This is a genomic window from Streptomyces sp. SAI-135 (assembly GCF_029893805.1).
Lineage (GTDB): Bacteria > Actinomycetota > Actinomycetes > Streptomycetales > Streptomycetaceae > Streptomyces.
The window spans coordinates 439,194-463,714 of record NZ_JARXYP010000002.1 but is presented as its reverse complement, the minus strand read 5'-3'; the positions used below and the strand labels follow the sequence as shown (position 1 = coordinate 463,714).

At 70.2% G+C, this 24,521-nt stretch carries 17 protein-coding genes; 14 read left to right on the top strand and 3 right to left on the bottom strand.

The genetic code is table 11. The features are described 5' to 3' along the window. Positions 1–66: 66 nt before the first annotated feature. Positions 67–678: a Type 1 glutamine amidotransferase-like domain-containing protein gene (locus M2163_RS06685; RefSeq protein WP_348540968.1), complete on the bottom strand. Its 612-nt coding sequence runs from the start codon at positions 676–678 to the stop codon at positions 67–69. A gap of 778 nt (positions 679–1,456) precedes the next feature. Here M2163_RS06685 and M2163_RS06680 point away from each other — a divergent pair. Continuing rightward, a complete protein-coding gene (locus M2163_RS06680; RefSeq protein WP_280893414.1) occupies positions 1,457–2,359 on the top strand; it encodes a hypothetical protein in 903 nt (300 codons plus the stop codon). Between the two features lie 133 nt (positions 2,360–2,492). On the opposite strand, the gene M2163_RS06675 is transcribed toward M2163_RS06680, so the two are convergent. Beyond that, positions 2,493–3,182 carry a hypothetical protein gene (locus M2163_RS06675; protein ID WP_280893413.1) on the bottom strand — a complete coding sequence of 230 codons (690 nt, stop codon included), beginning with the start codon at positions 3,180–3,182 and terminating at the stop codon, positions 2,493–2,495. A 153-nt stretch (positions 3,183–3,335) separates the two neighbouring features. Between M2163_RS06675 and M2163_RS06670 the strand changes: the two genes are divergently transcribed. Together M2163_RS06670 and M2163_RS06665 are read left to right on the top strand one after the other, a co-directional pair. Beyond that, positions 3,336–8,132 carry a hypothetical protein gene (locus M2163_RS06670; RefSeq protein ID WP_280893412.1) on the top strand — a complete coding sequence of 1,599 codons (4,797 nt, stop codon included), beginning with the start codon at positions 3,336–3,338 and terminating at the stop codon, positions 8,130–8,132. Between the two features lie 2 nt (positions 8,133–8,134). Continuing rightward, a complete protein-coding gene (locus tag M2163_RS06665) occupies positions 8,135–9,781 on the top strand; it encodes a phosphotransferase (protein ID WP_280893411.1) in 1,647 nt (548 codons plus the stop codon). 508 nt (positions 9,782–10,289) lie between these two features. Here M2163_RS06665 and M2163_RS06660 read toward each other — a convergent pair. Then, positions 10,290–12,371 (bottom strand): NPCBM/NEW2 domain-containing protein, encoded by a 2,082-nt coding sequence (locus M2163_RS06660; protein WP_280853801.1) that lies wholly within the window; start codon positions 12,369–12,371, stop codon positions 10,290–10,292. 563 nt (positions 12,372–12,934) lie between these two features. On the opposite strand from M2163_RS06660, the gene M2163_RS06655 reads away from it, so the two are divergent. From M2163_RS06655 to M2163_RS06605, 11 genes are all read left to right on the top strand, one after another. After that, positions 12,935–14,224 carry a substrate-binding domain-containing protein gene (locus tag M2163_RS06655; protein WP_280853802.1) on the top strand — a complete coding sequence of 430 codons (1,290 nt, stop codon included), beginning with the start codon at positions 12,935–12,937 and terminating at the stop codon, positions 14,222–14,224. Between the two features lies 1 nt (position 14,225). Next, entirely contained in the window at positions 14,226–15,158 is a 933-nt protein-coding gene (locus M2163_RS06650) for a sugar ABC transporter permease (RefSeq protein ID WP_348540987.1), read from the top strand. Then, a complete protein-coding gene (locus M2163_RS06645) occupies positions 15,158–16,006 on the top strand; it encodes a carbohydrate ABC transporter permease (RefSeq protein WP_280853804.1) in 849 nt (282 codons plus the stop codon). The genes M2163_RS06650 and M2163_RS06645 overlap by 1 nt, the downstream gene beginning before the upstream one ends. A gap of 104 nt (positions 16,007–16,110) precedes the next feature. Further along, entirely contained in the window at positions 16,111–18,207 is a 2,097-nt protein-coding gene (locus M2163_RS06640) for an alpha-galactosidase (protein ID WP_280854305.1), read from the top strand. A gap of 32 nt (positions 18,208–18,239) precedes the next feature. Then, complete coding sequence (locus M2163_RS06635; protein WP_280854306.1) at positions 18,240–19,013, top strand: SDR family NAD(P)-dependent oxidoreductase; 774 nt, start codon at positions 18,240–18,242, stop codon at positions 19,011–19,013. Positions 19,014–19,095: 82 nt separating this feature from the next. Next, positions 19,096–19,833, top strand: coding sequence for a FadR/GntR family transcriptional regulator (locus tag M2163_RS06630; RefSeq protein WP_280853805.1), 738 nt, complete (start codon positions 19,096–19,098; stop codon positions 19,831–19,833). Continuing rightward, positions 19,830–20,975 carry a galactonate dehydratase gene (dgoD, locus tag M2163_RS06625; protein ID WP_280853806.1) on the top strand — a complete coding sequence of 382 codons (1,146 nt, stop codon included), beginning with the start codon at positions 19,830–19,832 and terminating at the stop codon, positions 20,973–20,975. Before M2163_RS06630 ends, dgoD begins: the two co-directional genes overlap by 4 nt. A 2-nt stretch (positions 20,976–20,977) precedes the next feature. Next, positions 20,978–21,790 carry a hypothetical protein gene (locus tag M2163_RS06620; RefSeq protein WP_280853807.1) on the top strand — a complete coding sequence of 271 codons (813 nt, stop codon included), beginning with the start codon at positions 20,978–20,980 and terminating at the stop codon, positions 21,788–21,790. A 62-nt stretch (positions 21,791–21,852) separates the two neighbouring features. Then, complete coding sequence (locus M2163_RS06615) at positions 21,853–22,485, top strand: bifunctional 4-hydroxy-2-oxoglutarate aldolase/2-dehydro-3-deoxy-phosphogluconate aldolase (protein ID WP_280893410.1); 633 nt, start codon at positions 21,853–21,855, stop codon at positions 22,483–22,485. After that, on the top strand, positions 22,482–23,372 hold the full coding sequence (locus M2163_RS06610) for an SMP-30/gluconolactonase/LRE family protein (RefSeq protein WP_280893409.1): 891 nt from the start codon (positions 22,482–22,484) through the stop codon (positions 23,370–23,372). The genes M2163_RS06615 and M2163_RS06610 overlap by 4 nt, the downstream gene beginning before the upstream one ends. Continuing rightward, entirely contained in the window at positions 23,369–24,379 is a 1,011-nt protein-coding gene (locus M2163_RS06605) for a sugar kinase (RefSeq protein WP_280853810.1), read from the top strand. Before M2163_RS06610 ends, M2163_RS06605 begins: the two co-directional genes overlap by 4 nt. Positions 24,380–24,521: the final 142 nt, after the last annotated feature.

The window sequence follows — 24,521 nt, the reverse complement described above, 5'->3', positions numbered from 1 at the left end:
CAGGAGTCTCGTGGGCCCGAACGCTGCGCTGGTGGTGAGGGGCCAACGGGCCGTATCGTCGCTTGCTCAGGCGGGGAAGTGTCTCCATGTGCCCTCGGAGACGACCTCCAGCGCACCGTCGACCACCGTGATGGCGGTGTCGTCGTCGATCGCGTACGCCGGATTCGGCAGACCGCTCGCCCACCTCTGCGCTGCGGCCATGGTGTTCTCCGGCAGGTCGACGTGATCCACGTGCGGGAAGATGGAGAAACCGACGACGCCCAGCGCGCTGTCGTCGCCGGTGGGCGCCTTCCACTCGACGAAGGACTCCCCGATGCGGGGTGTCATCACCATGCTCCCGGCGCTGAGCCCCACCCAGACCTTGTCGGGCAGTGACGGCAGGAAGTCCGCCAGTCCGCACTGGCGCATCCAGTGCGCCAGATACAGTGCATCGCCGCCGTTCACCAGCAGGACGTCCGCCTCCTGGACCCAGGGAATCCAACGCTCCTCCCCGATGCTGGAAAGCGCGGTCAGCTCCAGCACCCCCAACGATCTCCACCCCAGGCCGCACATGGGCAGGCGGGACTGTCCGCTGATGAAACGCCAGGCCGCCGCCGGGCCACCCATCGGGTGCCCGTAGCCCGCAGTGGGGATACACAGGGCAGCCGACTCGGCGATCGGCTTGCCCAGCAGCTGCACAAGGGCAGCATGGATGCTCGGGTTGGTAATACCCGCCGACGTGAGAAGAAGTTTCAAGGCGACTCCGATGCGGACGCGATGGGGACGGTCTGACAGGCAGACCTGGGGGCGTCACGAAACTCATCGCTTGGCGGCGAGGGATCGACCAGGTGTTTCCCTGTCCTCCGTGACGGACGGCAGCACCTCTGCGGCCCGGGCACCCGCGCCTTCCGGGTCATTGCACCACTTCTGGGGATGCCATCGACGCGGGAGTGTTCCGTCAGACCAGCGTCACGCCGTGGTCCGCCTCGACGTCGGCCCCGAGAACCGGACGGTTCCCGTCAACGAACCCAGCGTCCGGCTGCGACCGCGCCCCACGTGGTGAAGACTGAGTGAAGTTCCTGTGGGGCGAGCGGGGTTGCCCACAGGAACGCTCCATGCGCGACGTGACACAGCACCACCACCGTGCCATTCCGATGAAGTCCACGAGACGGGGAATTCGCGTCATGAGCATCGGCATCAGAGCCCTGCGGTCCGCGGGCGCAGCCACTCTCACCCTGGCCACCGTCTGTACCCTCACGCTGGCCTCGGCCGTCAGCGCGTCGGCCGGCGCCGGCTCGACGGCCAACATGGCCGCCGACCTGCCCCTCCCGCCCGGCGCCACCTCGAGCTACCCCGCCGCAGTCAACGACAACGGGGTGATCGTCGGCCACACCCAGGGCTCCAACAACCAGCTGTCTCCTACCGTTGGAACCCGGACCTCAGCCCCACGACACTCCCGCTGCTGCCCGGCGACCCGATGGGCTATGCCGAAGCCGTCAGCGACGACGGGACCGCCGCCGGCTGGTCGGGGAGCCACACCGTGCGCTGGGCGCCCGACGGCACGGTCACCCAACTGCAGCCCCTGCCCGGCGACACCTGGACCGTCTTCCGCGCGATGAGCCGCACCGGCACAGCGGTGGGAGAGTCCGCGCTCGGCGGGACCTACCACGCCGTGAAGTGGCTCCCGGACGGCCAGGCCGTCCAACTCGCACCGCTCCCGGGTGACACCCTCGCCTTCGCCCTCTCGGTCAACAGCTCGGGCACGGTCGCCGGTGTGTCCTTCTCGGACTACAGCGCCTATCACCCCGTGAAGTGGCTCCCGGACGGCACTCCGGTCCCACTCGACCCCACCTCGGCCTACTCCACCGCGTGGGTCGTCCAGATCAACGACGCCGGCACCGTAGTCGCGCGGGGGGCCGTGCCGACCGGTGGCACGAGGAACCAGTCCCGCTCCGTGACCTGGGGTGCCGACGGCACCGTCACGGACCTGGGCCCGCACTCGAACGCGAACGCCATCAACGCTTTGGGCACAGTCGTCGGCTGGCAGCTCGGAGCGGACAACATCGACTACACCGCCACGAGCTGGAGCCCCGACGGAACCGCCACGGCGATCGGTTCCGCGTACGAATACACCACGGCCGTCGCCGTCAACGACGCCGGTGTCTCCGTCGGGCACACCGGGGTCATGGTCCCGTCCGATCAGCACCGCTTCGCCCTTCGCTACGAGGCCGACGGGAGCCTGACCGAACTGGACGTGACACCGGACGGCAGCAACTCCTACGCCACGTCGATCAACAACGCCGGCGTGGCCGTCGGCGTCCGGATCACCTTCCCGACACCGGGAAGCTCCACGAGCACCGCGGTGATCTGGCGGCCGTAGCCCCGCCCACCCGCCTGGGGCTCGCCTACGCGGGCGGACGCCAGGCTTCGCCATGGCCAGCCTGACGCTGTGCCTGTGAAAAACGCCGGGGGTCGCGGAAATTCACTCCACCACCCAACCGAGTGGGCGCGGTTCACAGCGATTTGCTCAGCATGGCGATGACGAATCCGGTGAGGGATACGACGAACACGACGGCAGCCCAGCGCAGGACTCGGGTTGCGGCGCGTAGCCGTAGGTACCGGTGACGGTGCTGGCGTATCCCGATCCACAACTCAATCTGCGCCGCCGCGAGTATCGCCTGGTAGGACTGGCTTTCTACGCTGGATCTGAAATCTTCATAGGACTCCAACTCGCGAACGGTGTCGGTGGGGTTGAAGACCAGGGCCGCAGGGAGGTTCCGGGCGTCCATGAAGGTGTCCCGGCTGGGCTTGGGTGTGACCAAGACTCCGGTTGCCAAAGTCAACGACAATACGACGAGCCCGACACTGAGCAATAGCCCGAGGCCGAAGGCCAGCGTGGTCGCGCTGCTGAGTCCCGAGTCAGGGCTGTCGATGAGGCGGGCCAGGACAACGGCGTTGCCGGCGGACAGGATGGCCCCGGCACTGAGTACGACAGAAGCCCTGGAGGCTGTGGAGGCACGAAGCCGGTCGTACCGGTCAAGGTGCCACCTCAACAGAGTCAACCTGTCCCCGGGATCCGGGACCCTGTCCTCCGAGCCGTGCCCGTTCCGGTTCGATCGCACCACCAGTTCCTCCTGCTGGGGGATCACCTCAAGGTTGTTCGTGACGGGCTTAGTTGTCACGGCTTTGTGAAGTGAGGACACACGCAACTGCTGAGAGCGGGCGGCTCCTGCGTTGACGCACTGTTCTGATGATGGCGGGCGGTCGAAGTATCCGTAGAACAGGGATAATTCCATGGTTTGTGCGGGCAGAAACATTCGCAGCACGCCGCATCCGCGCAGGGAGGGTTCCTGATCATGGCAGGGCTTCGCTTCCCACCTCGACTGACCCCAACGACCTGGGAGAACGTATTGCTGTCCCGGCGTGCCCCGCTCGCGGCGGACGGACGCTGGACCCCGCGGATCCAGGAGCAAGGACTCCATCTGGACTTCTCGCGTGTGGAGTTCGCGGACCTGTCGGCCCTGGCGCGAGGCCTGCTGCTGGTGGACGCGGCCGTACGGGACAGCGTTCCGGTGCGCGTCACCCTGCCCACGGCCGAATTGCCCGACGCACACGAACCGGTGGACATCGAGTCCAAGGAGCAGAGCCGGGCTGCTGCACAGCGACTGCTGACCCGGCGGGCTCGCGGGCGCGGTGACGCACGGGACTTCATGCGTCAAGTCGGCTTCCTCGACGCGCTGGTGCCGGCCCGCTGGCCGGAGGGCACGGTCAGACTGGACGATGCTGCGACCGTGGAACATCTCGCGCACGCCGATGACACTCTCGGACCCAAGCCGGCAGCGCCGGACGAATCTCCGTATGTGCGCCGCCGGATTCTTCCCTTCCACTGGCTACCGCCTCTGGACGCGCAGGCGCTGGTCGTCTCCCAGGATTTCCAGGGGATCGTTGCCAGGCTGCGCGACCTCGGCCTGTCGCAACCGGACGCTGACGCGCTCAGCCAGACCGTACTGATGGAACTGCTGACGAATGTGGCTGAGCACGCTGCCGCGGGCGTCGGCGGCCGGCCTCCGCACTCCCTCGTGGGGGCGGTGTTCTTGGACTCGGCGACGTACGGCCGCCGGTACACGGACATGCCGCCCGCCTCCAGCGAACTGGCCGAGTTGGCCGCGATCAGCCGCAGCGAGGTACTGCGGTTGCTGGTGGGTGACTCGGGCAGTGGCCTGGTCACCAGGCTCGACCCGGTACAGGCGCGCCGAGGTGTCCCCTCCGGTGTACGGCCGGTGTCGGGTCAGCGGCTCACCGAAGCCGAGGACACGGTGTTCTACGCCTTCGGACACAGTTCAGAAGCGCCGGAAAGCTACGGCACCCGCGGAGCGCACCACGGGCTGTGGCGAGTGAGACACCTGGTCAAGAGCTACGGGGGCAGTGTCGTCGTCCGCACCGCCGACGCGCTGGCAGGGCTCGTTTACACGGAGTCGGACAGCCAGTTCGCCATCGCGGAGAGCGGACTCAGCCGCGCCCCCGGCACTCTGCACGAGGTACAGGTACTCACCGATCCGAAGTCGCACCGCAACCCGCTGTCCTGGGTCGACCGCCCGGAGGCGGCGACTGGACGGCAACTGCGTTGGGTGCGTTGCATGTTCGATCCGGTAGGCGGACTCGGTGAGACGGGGCGGGCGAACCTCCTGTCGGCCGCTCGGGAAGCGGCACGTGACCCGTCGGTGGGCGGCGTCGTGCTGTCGATGTCCCTCCGGGACACGGACCACCTGAGCCGGTCGGGCCTTCAGAGCGCACTCACGTCTGCCCTCGGCGTCGCGGGCACACTCGCGGATCTCACCGCTGTCGCGGTGCTTTTCCCCGACGCGGACCCCAAGATCCTCGACCTCAGTGTGACCGGATTGCACGCCGAACACCACAGCGGAGCGGCTGTGCTGTCCAGCCCGATCCTGGTGCACGGCTGTTACGGCTCACCGATCTGGTACGGCGGCTCGATCCCTCTGCGTGCCGTCCTGCGTGAGCTGAGCCGGAACGGCGGCGTGATGGCAGTGGAGGCAGCGATGCGGCGGTGGACGGCGGCCGGCGGAGAACCGGGGGCGGAACTGTGGAGGATGCTGGACCGGTGCCCCGGGCTCGTCGACGTGTCCGGCGGACAGGTCTCTCTCGTCCTGTCTCCGCACGGCGTCCTGCGAACCCTCCAGCGAGAGGTGCAGAGCCAGTTGGCCGAGGTGGTGGAGGAGGGGGGTGAGGACGAGGGCGTGGCCAGAGGCCTGTTTCGTACGCCCGGCCTGCGGATCACCCGGCGCTGGGTCGACTCGGCGAAGATGCTGACGGCGACGATCGGCACTGCCACGGCCGCATATGTGCTGGCTCGTAAGGTGGAGCAGGTACTGGCCGGACGAGGCAAAGGCGAGCCGCCCACGATGGTGGCTCACGTCTCGGCGGCACCACGGCTCCTTGCGGCCCGGCTCAGTGAGAGCCTCGCGCTCGGCGGCCGACATCACGCCATGCCCGGCGAACTCGACCTGGAAGGCCTGAACCCGAGCGAGCGGGTCCAGGCCGGCGAACGCGTGGTGCTCATCACTGATCTTCTCTCGACCGAGAACACCACTCGCAGGGCCGCGGCCGCCGTCGCGGCGGCCGGAGCGGAACCCGCCGTCATCGCATGTGTCGTGGACGCCCGGCCGGAGCGCCGGGACATCCAACTGCTCAACCGCAGCATTCCTGTGGTCTCCCTTACCGATGTCTCCATCGACATCTACGCCGTGGACGGCCGTACCCCGCCTTCCACTGACGCAGGCCTTGACGTTGTGGACATCGACCCGATACTGCGTCACCCCGTGGTTCCCTCCCCTCCGGAACCCCCGCGCATCTCCGAAATCGACTTCTTGCGCCTGTGTACCGGCGCCCCCGACACGCTTTCCCTGGGGCATCTGGCCGGACCGCGCTCGCACTCGAGCGCCATGCTGCACCTCGACCGTGCGCTGCGGCACCCGGAGACGGGTGCGAAAATCACGGACATCCTCCTCGAGGTGCTGCGCGAGGCTGTGGCGACCGTGCAGGAGGTGCCCGGACCAGCCGGCCGACGGCCACTGCAACTGTGGTACGCGGGCACACCGGACAACTCCTACGACAGCAGGCTTCCCGTAGCCGTGCACCGACGTCTGCGCGAACTCGATCACGAAGTCGGGCAGTTGGTCGCAGTGCCGCGCGGGGTTGCACGGAACCAATGGATCTTTCCAACCGCCGTGCGGCACGAATCTGTGGGCCAGACCGTCGTTGTCCTGGACGGGCGAACGACGACCGGCACGACGCTGCAGCAGATGATCCGGCTGGCAGCCGCGAGCGGTGCCGCGGCGGTCGTCGCCGTCGTCCTCCTGGACAGGCTCGAACACCAGGAAGCCGCTGCCCTTCGCATGCTCCAGGCGGTGGTGCCGACCGGCGGGGGAGGTCCCGTGCCGACCGTCGTACGCTTCGTGAGCGCCAGCAGCATTCCGGGCGAACCCCCGCACGACTGCGCGATCTGCGCCACCCGCATGCGTGTGCAGGACGACACGGCGGCTCCCGACCGGCTGCGTCGACATGCTGCTCAGCTGCGTGAACTGCTGCGTCCGCGCCGTAGGGAGGAAGTGTTCAGCAGTGCGGCCGCGGACCTGTTCGCCGTGCCGATCATTTCCGACGACGTGATCGACTACATCCGCTGGCGCGCGCTGCTGCGCCAGGCCCTGCGGGACACCGGCTCCCGGCAACGTGTCGTGGACCAACTGCGCGCCCTCCTCGACGACACCGCTCCCGGCGAGGAGTTCAGCCGAGTCAACCTGCTGCGCCTACTGGCCGCTGAGCAGCAGTGGCTCAAACTGCCCCCGCTGCGCTTCACGGTGGGACGAGATCTGCTGGCGCGGCTTTGTGTGGCAGGTCTTGGTAAGTCGGCCAACGTCTCTCCGTGGTTGCGTGTTCAAGCGCTGATGGTGCTCGCGGCCACCACACCGCAACAGCTGACCGAGGTGCTTCCGCGCTTGCTGGCCCTGGCCCTGGACGAGCCGCTGCTCGTGGATCAGATGTTCCTGGAGTGCTACCGGCTGTTGCAGCGCCCGCCCCACGACTCGCCGATCGATCTCTCACGGTTGCGTGAGAGTCTGCTGCGCTGCCGCAAATCACTGGAGGAGCAGCGCACATCGGACTCGCCCGGGCTGGCCGACGAACATCTGCACGTGGTGCAGCAGTTGATCACCATCGCTGACCACAAGGCACGGCCCAAACCCGATGATCCGCAGAAGGCGTGGGAACACCTGAGGGAGGACCTGGGGCACGCGGTGATGCGGCATCGCCTGGACTCCGGCCTGCTGCGCGTGCGTGACTACGTCGAGGATCTGGAGGACGCCGCGCCCTCGCAGCGCGCCACCCAGGACGCTCGTTCTGACTGGGAGACGTGCAAGCGGCATCTAGCCGAGCGGGCCCTGGTGTGCCTGCCGGTGCTGCGGCACATCCTGGCGGGCGAGTACGTGGACGACCAATTCGGCAGGCGCGAGCACGAACGGCTGATGCGACTGCTGTCCAGCGGCATCTCCGCGCTCAGCGAGGTCACCGAACGCCTGGACCGCCTGCTGCGCGGGCCGCGGCGTGTGGACGACCTGGACTGGCAGCTCACGCGCAACGAACTGCTCGACAGGCTCGACTGGTGGTACAGGATGTTCCTGGCCACCCATCTGCCGGAGACCGGGAAGCGGGCACTCGTCGTCGACCTGGTCTCCTCGGCGCCGACCATGCTGGAACCCGTGTTAGGCACCCTGCAGAGCGCGCCTGTGTCCGACATCCATGTGGCGCTGCCGGCCTCGGCGACCGAAACGGAGGTGTTCTGCCCTGCGCCTTTGCTGCACGACGCGATAGATCACGTGCTGGACAACGCCCGGCGTCATCGGGTGCCCGGTGCAGAGTGCCGACTCGAGGTCATCCGGATGAACGAGACCTCCGGTACGGCGCGCGTCCGGTTGCGAACAAGCGGGACACGGCCCAGTTCCTCGCCCGGCCAGGGCCTGCGCACACTGGATGCCAAGCTGCGGCCGTTCGGGGCCTCTCTCACTGGGCAGGCAGTTCACGACGACGGGGAGTGGACGTTCGAGACGCTCCTGACACTGCGGTTGTGGGAGGGGGCCTGAGCATGCAGGTCATCCGAGGGCTGATGGTCGACGACGAAGAGCGAAACCAACGGCGTTCGACGGCACGGCTCAACACCCACTTCGAGAAGTTCGGCTGGCAGGTGCGCTGGGAGACGAAGACCGAGCCTGACGAGGGACAGGAATGCATCCGGCTGGCGGACCCGCCTTACGACGTCGTCCTCGTCGACCTGCTCTTCGCACGGGAAGACCTCCCCGATCTCATCGAGCCACGCGGCCTGGAACTCATCACCGAGGCCAGGGAACGCTCGGACCGTACCTATATCATCGCCGTGAGTTCCGGCGATGAGTCGATGCCCGATCTGTTCGACCGCGCGCGACGCTCAGGGGCGCATCACGTCTTCCGCCGTTACGAGTTCACCCAGGGGTCGCTCGACAACAGTCCGGCCGCGATCGTGAAGGCCGTACGCGAGCATCTGCTGAACAACGGCACCGTGTGCACCATCCAAGTCGACGCGGACGCGGAGGACCCCGCCGTCCAGTCGATCATCGACGAGGTCGGTGAACCCACCTTGTCCCAGCTCTACAGCAGGATCCTTGAGGCGGAAGGGACCGAGACGGCGAGCATGCGTCTCACGTACCTCACGCCTGGAGCGTCCGGAGCAGTCGTCTGCTCAGTAGCTGCGACGACTCCGGGCAGTCCCGTGCGGCGCCATGTACTCAAAGCCTCCCGGGACCATCAGGGTCTTGTGCATGAGGCGGAGCAGAACGCCAGAGCCGCAAAGGTGTTTCCGGCCTTGCTGTTGATCAGGCAGCGCCCGGACCGACCCGTCGGCCCGGTCAACGGCTGGTACGCGCTCGGAGCCCCGTTGCCCGACCACGCCACCACGTTGCGAGACTGGTTGGCGGCCGGTCCCGGCGAGGCGGACGTCGCAGATGTGATGATCAAGCTGTTCGGGGAGGGACTGCGGGCCGCGCACGTCGAGAACCGTGAGGTGGGCCCACCGCTGACCAAGCTGCTGCAGTTTCGACCGCTGCGGCGGCGTCGGGTGCTTGAGGCCTTGGAGCAGCTCTCGCCTGCGCTGCTTCGACCCGATGGTGGCGGATTGTCGGATCTGAAAGAGCTGACGAGGGAGTTGAAGTCGTTCCTGGAAGAGGGCAGGCCGCTGGGCGTGCCCCTGAGCGAGTTGGGCCGGCCGTCATCGACCACATTCGTCCACGGTGATCTGCACGGTGGAAACGTGTTGATCTGCCAGGGCCGCCATCCGACACCAGTCCTCATCGACACCAGCGCTTTCGCACGGCTGAACTGGGCTGCCGACGCGGCGAGGTTTGGTGTCGACCTGCTGATGAGGTCGGTGGACTCGGGTGTGGAATCGATGTTCTTCACCCGCTTCCGGGCTTGGCGGGAGTTGGCTCTGTGCCTGGGCCGACGCACGCTCGCGACCCCGACCGATGCCGTTTCGCCCGGCCCGGCGGCGGTGGTGGCTTTGTCATGGCTGGCTACGAACCTCGCTTCGGTTTGTCCGGACGCCGCCGAGCCGGACCGAGCCTGGGAGTGGCATGCCATGCTCGCCGAATACCTGCTGCGGGCCGCCTGCTACCCCGACGTACCCCCTCCAAAGCGTGCGGTCGCCCTAGTGGCGGCGCACGACCAACTACGCGAGGTGACGAGGCTGTTGGTGTCCTGAACGGTGCCAAGAGCGGCCTCGTACCCGTAGCACGGCGCATGCTCGCGTCGCCCGCAGCCGGGGGCCCGCGACAGGGGAGCGAGGGGGCCCCTTCGCGCTCGGGACTCGTCCGCGAAGGTGATGTAGTCCTCAAGCACTTGGTGCGACCCCGGCCCCGGACAGCTGGACGACCATGGTGGGATACGGCACGGGCGAGGCCGGACACGCAGCACCCGTCGCCCTCTCCCTGCACCTGCACGAACGTCAGCTTCACCCACGCCTTGCCCGGAGACCACCTCCGCTGATGCCGCGGCCCTGGCCAAGCGTCTGGACGAGGTCGAGGCGGCCCGGCGTGACACGGCAGGTCTGACAGACATCACCGACGGCCCCCGACCAGCGGCGTGGCTCTCCCGGGGCCGCTCTTCCCCGCGGAATGTCCTGCTCGCCTCCGGCAGGGGCCGCCCCGCGCGATCGCTTCGACGGGGCGGCCCTGCCCGTCCGGTTCAGCGGGGCGGCCCCACCGTCCGGTTCAGCAGCTGGCGTCCAAGCCGGCCCAGTCCGCGCGGTCGTTGTAGCCGCCGTCCCCGGCGTCGCCGACCACCAGGTCCAGGACGCGGACGCCGGTGAGGTCGACGTCGGCCTGGCGGGTGCCGTCGCGGTTGAGGACTCCGCTGTCGAACAGCACCTTGCCGTCACCGAGCACCTGGAACGTCGAGGTGCCGCCTTCCGGACCGACGTTGCGGACCGCGTCGTCGATGCCGACGGTGGCCGTCAGCCGGGTGCAGCGGTCGCCGAGGTAGTAGCGGATGGTGGAGGGGGATGCGACGCCGATACCGGTGGGGTGTTCCTGGCCGAGCATGCTGATCGGCGTCCAGCCGCCTACGCTGCGGTCGACGGTCGGGGTCATCCATCCGCTGGTGGCGCTGATCCAGTCGTGGTGGGACAGGGCGACGTCGCCGTGCGGTGGCGCCGGCGCCACCACGAGCGTCGTGGCCGTCTCCTGCCGCAGACGCTGCTTGCCGGTGGTCTCGTAGGTGGTGGTCGCGGCCAGGGTGGCGCTGCCCGGTGCCGCGGTGTCCGGCAGGGTGAGCGTGAAGGTGAAGGTCGCGGAGCGGCCTGGCATCAGCAGTTTCGGCACGGTCCCGGTCGGGCGAGCGGTCCATCCGGTGGGGGCGGCCAGCTCGACGCGGGGAGTGAAGACGGGCTGCGGGCTGTCGTTGCGGACGTCGACCTCGACCTGCGCCTGGTCACCGCCGGCGATCACGGGGGCGATGCCGGCCGGCACGGTGTCGCCGCCGACCTTCGTGACCTGGGGGAGGCCGGCGACGACGTGCGGGAGGCCGGGCTTGCCCGTGGCCCGGGCGACGCGGAAGAGGGCCGCGCCGTGGGCCGGGACGGCGGCGCTGATCGTGCCGGCGCTCTCGGTGACCCGGTCGGTCCAGGCGTTCTTCAGGGTGAACCGGCTTCCGCTCAGGCCGACCGAGGACGCCTTCGTGGTCAGGGTCGCCGGGCTGTCGCCGCGGTTGAGCAGCACCACGGCCCGGTCGCCGTTCGCGAGCCGCTTGACCCAGGTCTCCGTCGTGCCGGCCGGACCGACGCGGACGGCCTGGACTCCGGCGCTGTCCTGGTTGATGGCAAGGACGTCGGGGTCGTCGAGGATGTCGAGCGAGGTCTTGCTGAGTCTGCGGATGTCGCTGCCGATCACCAGCGGCGCGGCGGCGACCGACCAGAGCGTCATCTGGGTGCGGAACTCCTCGTCGCTCATGCCGAGTTCGGGTCCGAGGTAGTCAGGGTCGTTGAAGTGTCCCGGGCCGGCCGCCTCGGGGTGCCGCGCGTTGGCGTCGTAGTTGCGCAGTACGTCCTTGAACTTGATCTCACCGACGAATCCGACGTCTGTGTAGGTGCGCCAGGACTGGGCGATGGCCGGTGCGTAGGACCAGGAGTACGTTGACTGCTGCTCCTCGGGGTAGTTGCCCCAGTCCGGGGAGGTGACGGGGTTGCAGAGGTTGAAGATCATGGGGCGTCCGCTGGCGTTGTTCCGCAGCGCCTTGGCGAACTCGGTGTACACGGTCTTCGGGTCGAGGTCGGCGGCGATGCCGCAGAGGTAGTCCACCTTGACGGCGTCGAACTTCCAGGCGGCGAACTGGTCGGCGTCGCGCTGGTAGTAGCCGTGGCTGCCGAGCCCGCATTTGCCGGGGATGTAGGGGCCGGCGTCGGTGTAGATGCCGGCCTTGAGGCCCTTGGAATGGATGTAGTCGACGAGGGGCTTCATCCCGTCGGGGAACTGGGCGGGGTTGGGGACCAGGTCCCCGGCCGCGCTGCGCGGGGTGGGGGCGGCCCAGTTGCCGTCGATCCAGACGTACTTGTAACCGGCGTCGCGCAGGCCGCTGCTGACGAGGAAGTCGGCGGTCGACTCGATTTCCGCCGCGGTGGGGTCGCCGCCGAGTGCGTAGTAGGTGTTCCAGCCCATGTAGGGCGTCGGGCTCAGAATCTGTGCGGATGCCGACGTCGAGACGGCGTCGTCGCCGCGCGGGGGAGTGGCGTGGGCGGGGGCCTGCACGGCCAGCAGCGTGGTCAGCAGGGCCAGGAGGACGGTGAGATGTCGTTTCACGTCGGATCCTTCGTTGTCCGATCAGGCTGCCGGACCGTCGCGATCGCGCGGCGGGGTACGTGGGACCGGTCGCGGTCCGCGTGCCTGCGGGTGGTTGCGAGGATCTTGCAGGTGGTGTGGGGGCCCGTCAAGATTAATTACTAAATTAATCATTAGGGCTCTGCGTCCAGGTGGGGAGCCGCCCGGGCGCAGCGCCGCGGTGGTCAGCCGCTCGGCGACAATAATTAGGAATAAATATTGACAGGGCTCTGGTCGGCTGTCAGAGTCGTCGCCGCGCAGCCCCCGAACCTGGGGGAGTGGCACGAGGCTTGACGCCGCGATGACCGCGCCGGAAGTCGACGATGCCGATCCACGGCCGATGTGGCCGCAGTCGCGAATCCCGCCCCGCACCCCCTTCGAGCCGCCGAAGGCTCCCCGTCCCGCCGCCCTCCGCCCTAGAGAAAATAAATTAGTAATTATCTTGACGTGGCCACACCGCCACGCGAATCTTGGTTGGCCGCGCCGGGCCCGTCCGAGCCCCGAACCCACGGACCCGCCGCGTGAACCCTCAGGGAGACCCACCCATGTCGAACCCGCACACCAGCCGCAGACGCTTCCTCGCCGGGCTCGGCGCCACCGGTACGGCGGCGCTGCTCAGCGGCTGCGTCACCTCGACCTCGACCTCGAAGTCATCGTCCTCGGGCGCGGTCAGCCTCCAGTCCAACCTGTCCGCGCCGCAGGCCAAGGCCGCGATGGAGGACCTCGTCGCGGCCTACGGCAAGAAGAACAGCGGACGCGTCAGTCTCAACACGGTCGCCGCGGAGACGTTCCGCACCCAACTGCCGACCTACCTGACCTCCGCCAACCCCCCGGACGTCTACACCTGGTACCCCGGCTCGGTGGCGGACGCCTACGCCAAGAAGGACCTGCTGCTCGACCTCGACGACCTGTGGGCCTCCTCGCCCGACCTCAAGCGCTACTCCAAGGCGCTCAACACGCTGTGCACCGCGAGCTCCGGCAAGAAGGTGTTCGTGCCCTCCACCTACTACTGGTGGGGCATGTTCTACCGGAAGTCGAACTTCGCCAAGTGGGGCGTGAGCGAGCCCAAGACCTGGGACGACTTCCTCGACCTGTGCGACAAGCTCAAGTCCAAAGGAGTGGCACCGATCGGGCTCGGCGCCGGCGGCAACACACCCTGGGTGGCCTCGGCCTGGTTCGACTACCTCGACATACGCATCAACGGCGCCCCGTACCACCGTGAACTCCTCGCAGGCAAGCACCGGTTCGACGACCCCGAGGTCCGCAAGGTCTTCGACCGCTGGACGGAACTGCTGCCGTACTTCGACCCCGACGGCACCGCCATCGCCTTCCAGGACGCCACGACCGCGCTGCTCAACGGACGCACCGGCATGATGCTGATCGGCACCTTCTTCGCCGACGCGGCCCCCAAGGACGCCCTCGACGACATCGACTTCTTCCGCTTCCCGGTCATCGACCCCAAGGTGCCGGTCGCCGAAGAGGCCCCCGTCGACGGCTACTTCGCCAGCGCACGCACCGGTCGCGCCGAGCGGGTCACCGAGCTGATGGGCTACCTTGCCACCGCGCAGGCGCAGGAGATCTACATCAAGGGCTCCTCGGGCACGGTCCTGCCCTGCAACCCGGACGCCAAGGACGCCGGCACGGCACTGGTGAAGAAGGGCCGCGCCCACATCGACGAGGCGGTCGAGATCACCCAGTTCTTCAACCGGGACTCCAGCGACGCCCTGCAGCCCACCGCCGACACCGCGCTGACCAAGTTCATCGCCAAGCCCAAGTCGATCGGCTCGATCCTCACCGACTGGCAGCGCGACGCCCAGAAGATCTGGAGTGCCTGAGGTGGCCGTGCTCACCCCCGCACGCCCGGCCCCGGCCGTCACGCCCACCGGCGGACGCGGCCGGGGACCCGTCCGCCGTGTGCCGCCGCTCGTCCTCGCCTTCGTCCTCGTGCCGCTGCTGGCGGAGGCCGTGTGGGTCTTCTGGCCCGCTCTCCAGGGTTTCTACCTCGCCCTGACCTCCTGGGACGGCGTCTCCGCGCCCCGCTTCATCGGCCTCGGCAACTTCCGGGAGATGGCCGGCGACGAGGTCTTCAGGACCGCGGCGATCGACACCGTCCTGTGGCTGGTGCTGTTCGGCGGACTGTCGGCGCTGCTGGGTCTCGCGACGGCTCTGCTCCTCCAGCAGGAGCGGCGCGGGGTCGGGTTCTACCGGGCCGCCCTCTTCCTGCCCGTCGTGTTCTCCCTGGTCGCCACCGCCCTGGTGTGGCAGGCCATCTACCAGCCGGACGGCGTCCTCAACCAACTGCTCGACGCCGTCGGGCTGGAGAGCCTGCGGCACGCCTGGCTCGCCGACCAGGACACCGCCCTGTACGCGGTCATCGTGCCCGCCCTGTGGCGCCAGATCGGCTACGTGATGGTGCTGTACCTCGCCGGACTCAAGGGCATCGACCCGGCCCTGTACGAGGCCGCCAAGGTCGACGGCGCGAGCGCCTGGCAGCGCTTCCGCCACGTCACCCTGCCCCAACTGCGCAGCGTCAACGCGGTCGTCCTGTCCGTCATCGTCATCGACTCGCTGCGCTCCTTCGACGTCGTGTGGTCGCTGACCCGCGGCGGCCCGTACCACTCGTCCGAGCTGCTGAGCACCTACATGTACTCGACCGCCTTCCAGTCCCTGCGCCTGGGCTACGGCTCCGCGCTCGCCGTCGTCATCTTCGCGCTGGCGTTCGGCGTCATCTGCTCCTACCTCGTGCGCGCCTTCCGGGAGGCCGACTGATGTCCGCCCACTCGACCGCCGTGAAGCGCCGGCGAGCCGCCACCGCGGGCTTCCACCTCGGAGCGGGCGCGCTGTCCGTGCTGTGGCTGCTGCCCATCGCCCTGGTGCTGGTCACCAGCCTGCGCTCCTTCGACGACATCGCCGCGCACGGGCTCGGCAGCCTCCCGCACTCCTTCATCCTCGACAACTTCCGTCTGGCCTGGGTCGACGGCGGCCAGCAGCGCGCCCTGATCAACAGCCTGCTCGTCACCGTCCCGTGCGTGCTGATCACGCTGGCGCTCGCCGCGATGGCCGCGTTCGCTCTCAGCCGCTACGACCTTCCCCTGCGCCGGACGCTGTTGCTGCTGATGCTCGGCGGCAACCTGCTGCCCCCGCAGATCCTGCTCATCCCCGTCGCCAAGCTCAGCGAGATGATCGGCGTCTACGACACGCTGCCCGCCCTCGTCGGCGTGCAGATCGGCTTCGGCGTCGGCTTCTACGTCTTCGTCCTCCACGGCTTCATGCGGGCCATCCCCGACGAGATCCAGCAGGCCGCCGTCGTGGACGGCGCCGGGCCCTGGCAGATCTTCTGGCGGATCATCCTCCCCCTGACCCGCCCCGCGCTCGCCGCGCTCAGCGCGCTGTCGTTCACCTGGATCTTCAACGACCTGCTGTGGGCGATCACCGTGCTGCGCAGCGACACCAAGATGCCGATCACCGCCGCCCTCATCGGCCTGCAAGGGCAGTACGTGTCGATGTGGAACGTCATCGCCGCCGGCTCCGTGATCGCCGCCGCGCCCACCGTCGCCGTCTTCCTGCGCTTCCAGCGGCACTTCGTGGCGGGCCTGAACCTGGGAGCGGTGAAATGACGACCCCGCACGACTTGAAGAACAACGACCATGTGAACCCGTACGACCGCGTGAATCGGTACGACCACAGCGCCTCGCACCACGACGGGACCCGCCACGACGGCATGCCCCACGACGACCGCTGGACCCTGCACACCCAGCACACCAGCTACACCGTCCGGCTCTCCCCAGACGGCCCCTGGGCCGAACTCGCCGCCTGGGGACCGCACGGCGTCGAGCACGGGCCGTCGGCACTCGACTGGTCCCGGCGCACCCACTTCATCACCCCCGCCGACGCGGCCCCCGCCGAGTACATCCCGCAGGGCCTGCGCCCGTTCACCGGTGCCGACCTCGTCGTCGGGCACGCGGGCGGCGAACGCGGACTGTGGTGGCACTTCGCCGGCGCCACCCAGGACGATCGAGGGCTGCGGCTGCGGTTCACCGACGACGTCGCCGGTGCGGACGTCACCCTGTGCTACGCCACCGTGCCCGACACGGACGTCATCCTGCGCTGGATGGAGCTCACCTGCACCGGCGCGGACGAACTGCGCGTGGAACGCCTCGACTCGGCCGCCGTCAACGTGCCCGTCACCGACGGAGCCCGCCTCACCTACCTGACCGGACAGTGGTCGCAGGAGTTCACCCGCACCCAACTCCACCTGCGGCGCGGTACGTTCACCATGGGCAGCACCCAGGCGGTCCCCGGGCACGCCTACGCCCCCTGGATCGCCGTACAGGACGCCGCCCTTCCCGACGACACGGCGCCCACCTACGGCATCGCCCTGGAGTGGCCCGGCAACTGGCACATCACCGCCGAGGCCGAGCCCGGCGGCGCCGTCCGCGTCCGCGCCGGACGTCAGCCGCACGAGGGCGCCGTGTTCCTCGCACCCGGCGACACCCTGACGACGCCTCGGCTCGCCTGCGCCTTCAGCACGGACGGACTCGACGGCCTGTCCAGGGTCTGGCACCGGTACGAGCGCCACCTCAGCGGCGAACGCCTGCACCGCCCGCGCAAGGTCCTCTACAACTCCTGGGAGGCCACCGGCTTCGACGTCGACGCCGCGGGCCAGCTCGAACTCGCCAAGGCGGCCGCCGACATCGGCGCCGAGCTGTTCGTCGTCGACGACGGCTGGTTCACAGGCCGTGCCGACGACACCGGCGGCCTGGGCGACTGGCATCCCGACCCGGCGAAGTTCCCGCAGGGCTTCGGTGCCTTCGTGGACGAGGTGCGGGCGCTGGGACTCGGCTTCGGCCTGTGGGTCGAACCGGAGGCCGTGAGCCCCGGCAGCCGTCTGTACGCCGAGCACCCCGACTGGGTCTACCGTGTGGACGGCCGTCCCGGCCGACTGGTGCGCAACCAGCTCCTGCTGGACCTCGGCCGCCCCGACGTGCAGGACTTCGTGATCGGCACACTCGACCGGCTGCTGGGGGACCACCCCGTCGAATACCTCAAGTGGGACATGAACCGGCCACCCACCGAGCGGGGCCGGCCCGCAGCAGGCCCCGCCGACCGCCTCGACCTGGACGCCGCGCACGTCGCCGGATACCTGCGGGTCCTGGACCATCTGCGCGCCCGCCACCCGCACGTCACCGTGGAGGGGTGCGCCGGCGGCGGCGGACGCGTCGAGCACGCCGCCCTGGCCCGCACCGATGTGGTCTGGCCCAGCGACAACACCGCTCCGCTGGACCGGCTCGCCATCCAGTACGGCTTTCTGCACGCCCACGCCCCACACGTCATGAGCTCCTGGGTCACCGACGCCCCCGGCGTCTTCGACCCGCGCCCCCGCTCGCTCGCCTTCCGCTTCGTGCTGGCCATGTGCGGCGTCCTGGGCGTGGGAGCCGACCTGCGCTCCTGGGACGCCGACCGGCGCACCGAGGCCGCCCACTGGATCGCCCGCTACAAGCAGATCCGTGACGTCGTCCACCACGGCCAGGCCCGCTTGCTCGGCACGCCTGACGACGCAATCTGCGGCGTGCAGTACACCGAGGCCGACGGCCCGCGTGTCGTGGTCGCCGCCTTCAGCACCGGCCGCCTGGACGGGGCCCCGCTGGTACCCGGCCGCCCGGCCCGGCTGCGGCTGCGCGGACTGGACCCGGCAGCCGGGTACACGGACGAGGAGACCGGTACCGAGTACAGCGGCGCCCACCTGCTGCACTACGGTCTTGCGTTCAGCTGGAGCGCGGGCCACGACGCCGACCTCGTCGTCCTGACCCGCCGATGACCGCACACCCCACCGAGGAGCCGAACCCCACGATGGACCAGCCCGCACGACGGCACGGCGCCCGCTTCACCGGCCGCACGGCCGTGGTCACCGGAGCGGCCTCCGGCATCGGAGCCGCCACCGCCGCACGCCTCGCCGAGGAGGGAGCCGCCGTCGTCCTCACCGACATCGCCGAGGAGCCCGGTACGGCCGCCGCGGAGCGGATCGTCCAGAGCGGCGGGCAGGCGCGTTTCGTCGCCGCCGACGTCGCGGCCGAGGAGGACTGGGCGCGCGTCGTCTCCGCCGCCCACGCCTTCGGACCGGTGGACGTCCTGGTCAGCAACGCGTTCACGGTCGACGTCACGCCCGCCCACGAGATGACCCTGCCCTCCTGGCAGCGCCAGCTGGACGTGAACCTCACCGGCAGTTTCCTCGGCGTGCGCGCGGTCCTGCCCGATCTGCGGGCCAGGGGCGGAGCGGTAGTGTTGATCTCATCCGTCCATGCGCACCGGGGCATTCCCGGTCACCCCGCCTACGCCGCCGCGAAGGGGGCCCTGCTCTCCCTGTGCGGGCAACTCGCCGTCGAGTACGGGCCCGAGGTGCGGGTCAACGCCGTCGTACCGGGGCCGATCCTGACCGCGGCCTGGGACCGGGTGCCCGAGGACGAGCGCGAGCGCAGCGTCGCCGAGACCGCCGCCCGCCGCTTCGGCACCCCCGAGGAGGTGGCTGCGGCCATCGCCTTCCTCGCGGCCGACGAGGCGTCCTACATCACCGGCACGAGTCTCGTCGTGGACGGTGGCTGGAGCGTCGTGAAGGCCTCCGCATGAGCACCCGCACCGTGCCTCCGACGAACCCCGCCCGGCCCCTCGCGGGTCCCGGGCACCGGACCCAGCAGAAAGGCTCGACGACATGACGCCCTACGCCAGCCGCGGCGTGCACGGCCAGACGGTGGAGGCCCTCGCCCGCCGCATCCTGGGCGGCCAGATTCCCGAGGGGGCCACCCTCGACCTGGTGGCGCTCCAGAGCGAGCTGGACGTGAGCCTGACCGCGCTGCGCGAGTCGCTGAAGGTGCTCGCGGCCAAGGGCATGGTGGACGCCCGTCAGAAGCGCGGCACGTTCGTACGGGCGCGGGCCGACTGGAATCTGCTCGACGCCGACGTCCTGCGCTGGCAGTTCGAGGGGGGCCGCGCCGGCGAGGCCGACCAGGCCCTGCTGCGGAACCTGTCCGAGGTCCGCTCCATCATCGAGCCCGCGGCCGTCCGCCTTGCCGCCGAGCGCCGCACCGACGCCGACCTCACCGCCCTCGAGGACGCGCTCACCGCGATGGGGGACACCGGCCCCGATCCCGCGCACGCCATCGACGCCGACCTCGCCTTCCACCGCGCGCTGCTCGCCGCCACTCACAACGAACTCCTCGAACGCATGGAGATGGTGCTCGAGTCCGGCCTCGCCCACCGCGACCGGATCGTGCACTCCTCCCCGCACAGCGAGGACCCCGTCCCGGCCCACCGCGCTGTCCTGGACGCCGTACGCGCCCAGGACCCGCTGGCGGCCGAGGCTGCCATGCGTGCCCTGCTCGACCAGGCCGGCCGCGACCTGGACCGCGTCGGCACCACCGACGAAGCGGAAGGCACCACCTCTCAGTGAAGATCACCCGTATCGAGACCTTCCTGGTCCCCCCGCGCTGGCTGTTCTGCCGCGTGGAGACCGACGACGGTGTGGTCGGCTGGGGCGAACCCGTCGTGGAGGGCCGGGCCGAGGTCGTCCGGGCCGCCGTGGACGTCCTGGCCGAGTACCTCGTCGGGCAGGACCCGCTGCGCATCGAGGACCACTGGCAGGTGCTCACCAAGGGCGGCTTCTACCGGGGCGGCCCCGTCCTGTCGAGCGCCGTCGCTGGCCTCGACCAGGCCCTGTGGGACATCGCCGGCAAGACGTACGGCGCCCCCGTGCACGCCCTGCTCGGCGGCCCCGTCCGTGACCGCGTGCGGGTCTACGCCTGGGTCGGCGGCGACGAACCCGAGCAGCTCACCGAGCAGGTCACCGAGCAGGTCGAGGCGGGTTTCACCGCGGTCAAGATGAACGCGGCGGGCCCGACCTCACCGATGGCCACCGCCGCCGAGACGGCGGCCGTCGTCGGCCGGGTCGCCGCCGTCCGCGAGGTCCTGGGCCCCGGCCGCGATGTGGCCGTCGACTTCCACGGCCGCTTCACGGCCGCCGCCGCCCGCCGCGTGCTCACCGAACTCGCCCCGCTGCACCCGCTGTTCGTCGAGGAACCCGTCGTTCCCGAACACGGCCACCTCCTGGGCCAACTCGTGGCCGCCGGCCCCATACCCCTGGCGACCGGCGAACGCCTCTTCTCACGCGCCGAGTTCCTGCCCGCGCTCGCCGCCGGCATCGCCGTCGCCCAGCCCGACCTGTCCCACGCGGGCGGCATCTCCGAGGTCCACCGCATCGCCTCCCTCGCCGACACCTACGGCGCACAGCTCGCCCCGCACTGCCCCCTCGGCCCGATCGCCCTGGCGGCCAGCCTCCAAGTCGCCTTCGCCACACCGAACTTCCTGATCCAGGAGCAGAGCCGGGGCATCCACTACAACAGGGACGCCGATCTGCTCTCCTACGTCGTCGACCCCGAGCCGTTCCGCTTCACCGCCGGACACGCCCACCGGTGTGTCGCGCCCGGTCTCGGCGTCAGGGTCGACGAGAACGCCGTACGTGCCGCCGACCGCACCGGTCACACCTGGCGCAACCCCGTGTGGCGGCAGCCCGACGGCTCGTTCACGGAGTGGTGACCATGCCCCTGACGTTCACCACCGACCCCGCACACGGCGGACGCTGGACCTCGCTGCGTGACGGCGACCGCGAATGGCTGTGGCACCGTCCGGACCCCGCGCGGCAGCGGGTCGCACCCGGCGACGCCTTCGTGGACGCGGGTGGCCTGGAGGAGTGCCTGCCCACCGTGCGCGGCCTGCCCGACCACGGGGACGCCTGGTCCCGGCCGTGGTCCCGCGACGGTGACACCGAGCGCGTGGACTGCGACGCCTTCACCCTCACCCGCACCATGCGGTCCACCGCCGACGGTGTTGAGGCGGACTACACGCTCCAGGCCGACCCCGGCTACCGCTTCGTATGGGCCGCCCACGCACTCCTCGACCTCTCCGAGAGAGCCCAACTCCGGGCCAGGACAGGCGTGTCCACCCGGATCTTCCCCGAGGCCTCCTCCCTGCTCGACGCGCCCTGGCCGGACGGAGCCGCCTGGGTCGAAGGCGACTGGCCCGCACCCTGCGGACTGCGCCTCGACCGGTTCGGCCCCGAGGACGGCACCGCCGTCGGTGCCGTCCTCGCGGCCGACCGGGTCTGCGTCCACGACGGAAACGACCGGCTCACTCTCGCCGTGGCGGCCGAGGGGCAGCCGGTGTCGGTCGCCCTGTGGCGCAACCTGGGCGGCTTCCCCGCGACGGCCCCCTACCGCAGCACAGGTGTCGAGCCCATGCTCGGCCGCACCTTCGACCTCGCCGAAGCGGGCCCGGTGGACGCGGCGAGCGTCCCCGCTTCCGGGGAAGTGCGCTGGCGCCTCACCCTGACCGCCGGCTGCGGCTGCCCCTGACCCCCGCTGGTCCACGGCCCGCCCTGCCGAGAAACGACCCGACACACAAGGAGTTCCTGTCCGTGGACCTACGAGCCGCCCTGGCCGACCGCCGCCTCGTCGCCATCGTCCGCGGAGGCGACGCCGACGCCGCGCTGCGCACCGTCCTGGCCCTGGCCCAGGAGGGCATCGACCTGATCGAGGTGTCCCTCAGCGGCGCCGACGCGCTCGGTGTCCTCACCCGCTGCGCACGGGAACTCGGGCCCGACCGGCCGATCGGCGCGGGCACCGTCCTGACCGCCGACGACGCGCGCGCCGCACGCGATGCCGGCGCCGCGTTCGCCGTCACCCCCGGCCTCGGAGCGGGCGCCGACACCGCCCACGAGCTGGGCCTGCCCGTCCTCGCGGGCGTCATGACCCCCACCGAGATCATCACGGCCCAGGCCCGGGGCGCCGACGCGCTGAAACTGTTCCCCGCCGCCCAGGCCGGAGGACCGGCCTATCTCAAGGCACTGCGCGCGCCTTTCCCCGACGCCGCGTTCGTGCCCGTCGGCGGAGTGGACCTGGACGCCGCCCGCGCCTACCTCGCCGCCGGTGCCACCGCCGTCGGTGTCGGCTCTCCGCTCGTCGGCGATGCCGCCGACGGCGGCAGCCTGAGCGCCCTGCGAGAGCGTGCCCGTGCCTTCATCGCCGCCGTCGAGGAGACCGCCGGATGACCGCGAAGCATCCTTGGGTCACCGGTCCCGATCGTCTCGACCTGGGGGAGGGAATCCGCTGGACGGCCGACGGTGTCGTCCTGGTGGACATCCTCCAAGGACGCCTGCTCAGCGCCGCCGACGATCCCCGCCTGCCGCTTCGCGAGATCCTCCGACTGCCCGTCCCGCTGGGCGCGGTGGCGCCCGTCGCCGACCACCCCGGCACGTGGATCGCCGCCGCCGGCACCGGCGTGTGCCTCCTCCCACCGGACGGCACCCCCCGATGGCTGGCCACACCCGAGGACCGTCCCGGACCGGACATGCGCATGAACGACGGCGTCGCGGACCCCTCCGGCCGGTTCTGGGCGGGCAGCATGGCCTACGACGGCACCCAGGGCGCCGGCACCCTGTACCGCGTCGACCACGACGGCACCGTGACCCCGGTCGTCGAGGGCCTCACCATCCCCAACGGCCCTGCTTTCACCGAGGACGGACGCACCATGTACCTGGCCGACAGCGCCCGGGGTTTCGTCCGCCGCTACCCGGTCGATCCCGACACCGGCCATGTCGGCAGCCCCGAGGACTTCTTCACGGTGGACGGGGGCAGCCCGGACGGCATGACCGTCGATGCCCAGGGCGCCGTGTGGTGCGCGGTCTGGGGCACGGGCACGGCACGACGGTACCTTCCGGACGGCGGCCTCGACCGGGTCGTCCGCATTCCCGCCGGGCAGCCGGCCGGCGTCTGCCTCGAAGGCACGCTGCTGCACATCACCACCGCCACGGTGGGCCTGGAAGCACCCGGCCCATATGACGGGGCCGTGTTCACCCTTCCCGTCGACGTGCCAGGTACGCCGACCCCCGCGTTCCGGCTCGCCCCCTCGGCACCGATCGCAGGAGACCTCGCATGACGGACTCGTGGCGCCCGCAGTCCGGGCGCGTGGTCTGCGTCGGCGAAACCATGGCCGCCCTGGCCCCCGCCCCCTCCGGGCCGCTCGCCGACGCCGACCACCTCGCCCTGTCGGTCGCGGGAGCCGAGTCGAACGTGGCGATGTACCTGGCCGATCACGGCATCCCGTCAACCTGGCTGTCGGCACTCGGCGACGATCCGCTGGGGGCCCGGGTGCGCGCCGTCGTGGCCGCCGCCAAGGTCGACGTCTCCCACGTGAGCACCGACCCGGACCGGCCGACGGGCCTGATGCTGAAGAACCCCTCGCCGTCAGGCACCCGGGTCCACTACTACCGCAAGGGCTCAGCCGCCTCCGCGCTCGGCCCCGGCCTCCTCGACCACGAGACGATGCGCACGGCAGCCCTCGTGCACTTCACCGGCATCACACCGGCCCTGTCCGCCTCCTGCCGCGAGCTGGTCACCCAAGCCCTTGCGGTCCCTGCCCCCGAACGCCCGCACGCCATCAGCTTCGACGTCAACCACCGCGCCCAGCTCTGGCCCGAGGCCACCGCCCCGCAGGTGCTGCACGACCTCGCCGGGCGCGCCGACATCGTCTTCGTCGGCCTGGACGAGGCCCAGGACCTGTGGGGTGCCCATTTGACCGCCACCGCCGTACGTGAACTCCTGCCCGCACCACGCATCGTCGTCGTCAAGGACGGCCCCCGCGAGGCAACGGCCTTCACTCCCGCGGGCTCGGTGACGGTCCCCGCCCCACCGGCTCACGTGACCGAACCGGTCGGCGCGGGCGACGCCTTCGCGGCGGGCTTCCTGGCCGGCCTGCTGAGGGGAGAGCCGCTGAGTCGATCCCTGCGCCTCGGCCACGTCACAGCGGCGTCGGCCCTGAGCGTGACAGGAGACCACGGTCCACTCCCACCCCACTTGACCATCGACCGCCTCCTGGACCTAACGGATGAGCAGTGGAAAAACGTGCGGGTCACCGGTGGTGGTGTCGGGCATGCCGACGAGTGATCACCGAACCTTGCGACTTCCCTCGTCTCGCAAAGTCTCCTGCGCGAGCCGCCGGGCAGCGAACAGCCGGGCCCGTCGCTGGGGGTTGGCCGTCCGCCCAGGCGGCCCGGCGTGCTCTTCGCGGACCCCCGCGCTCCTGCGA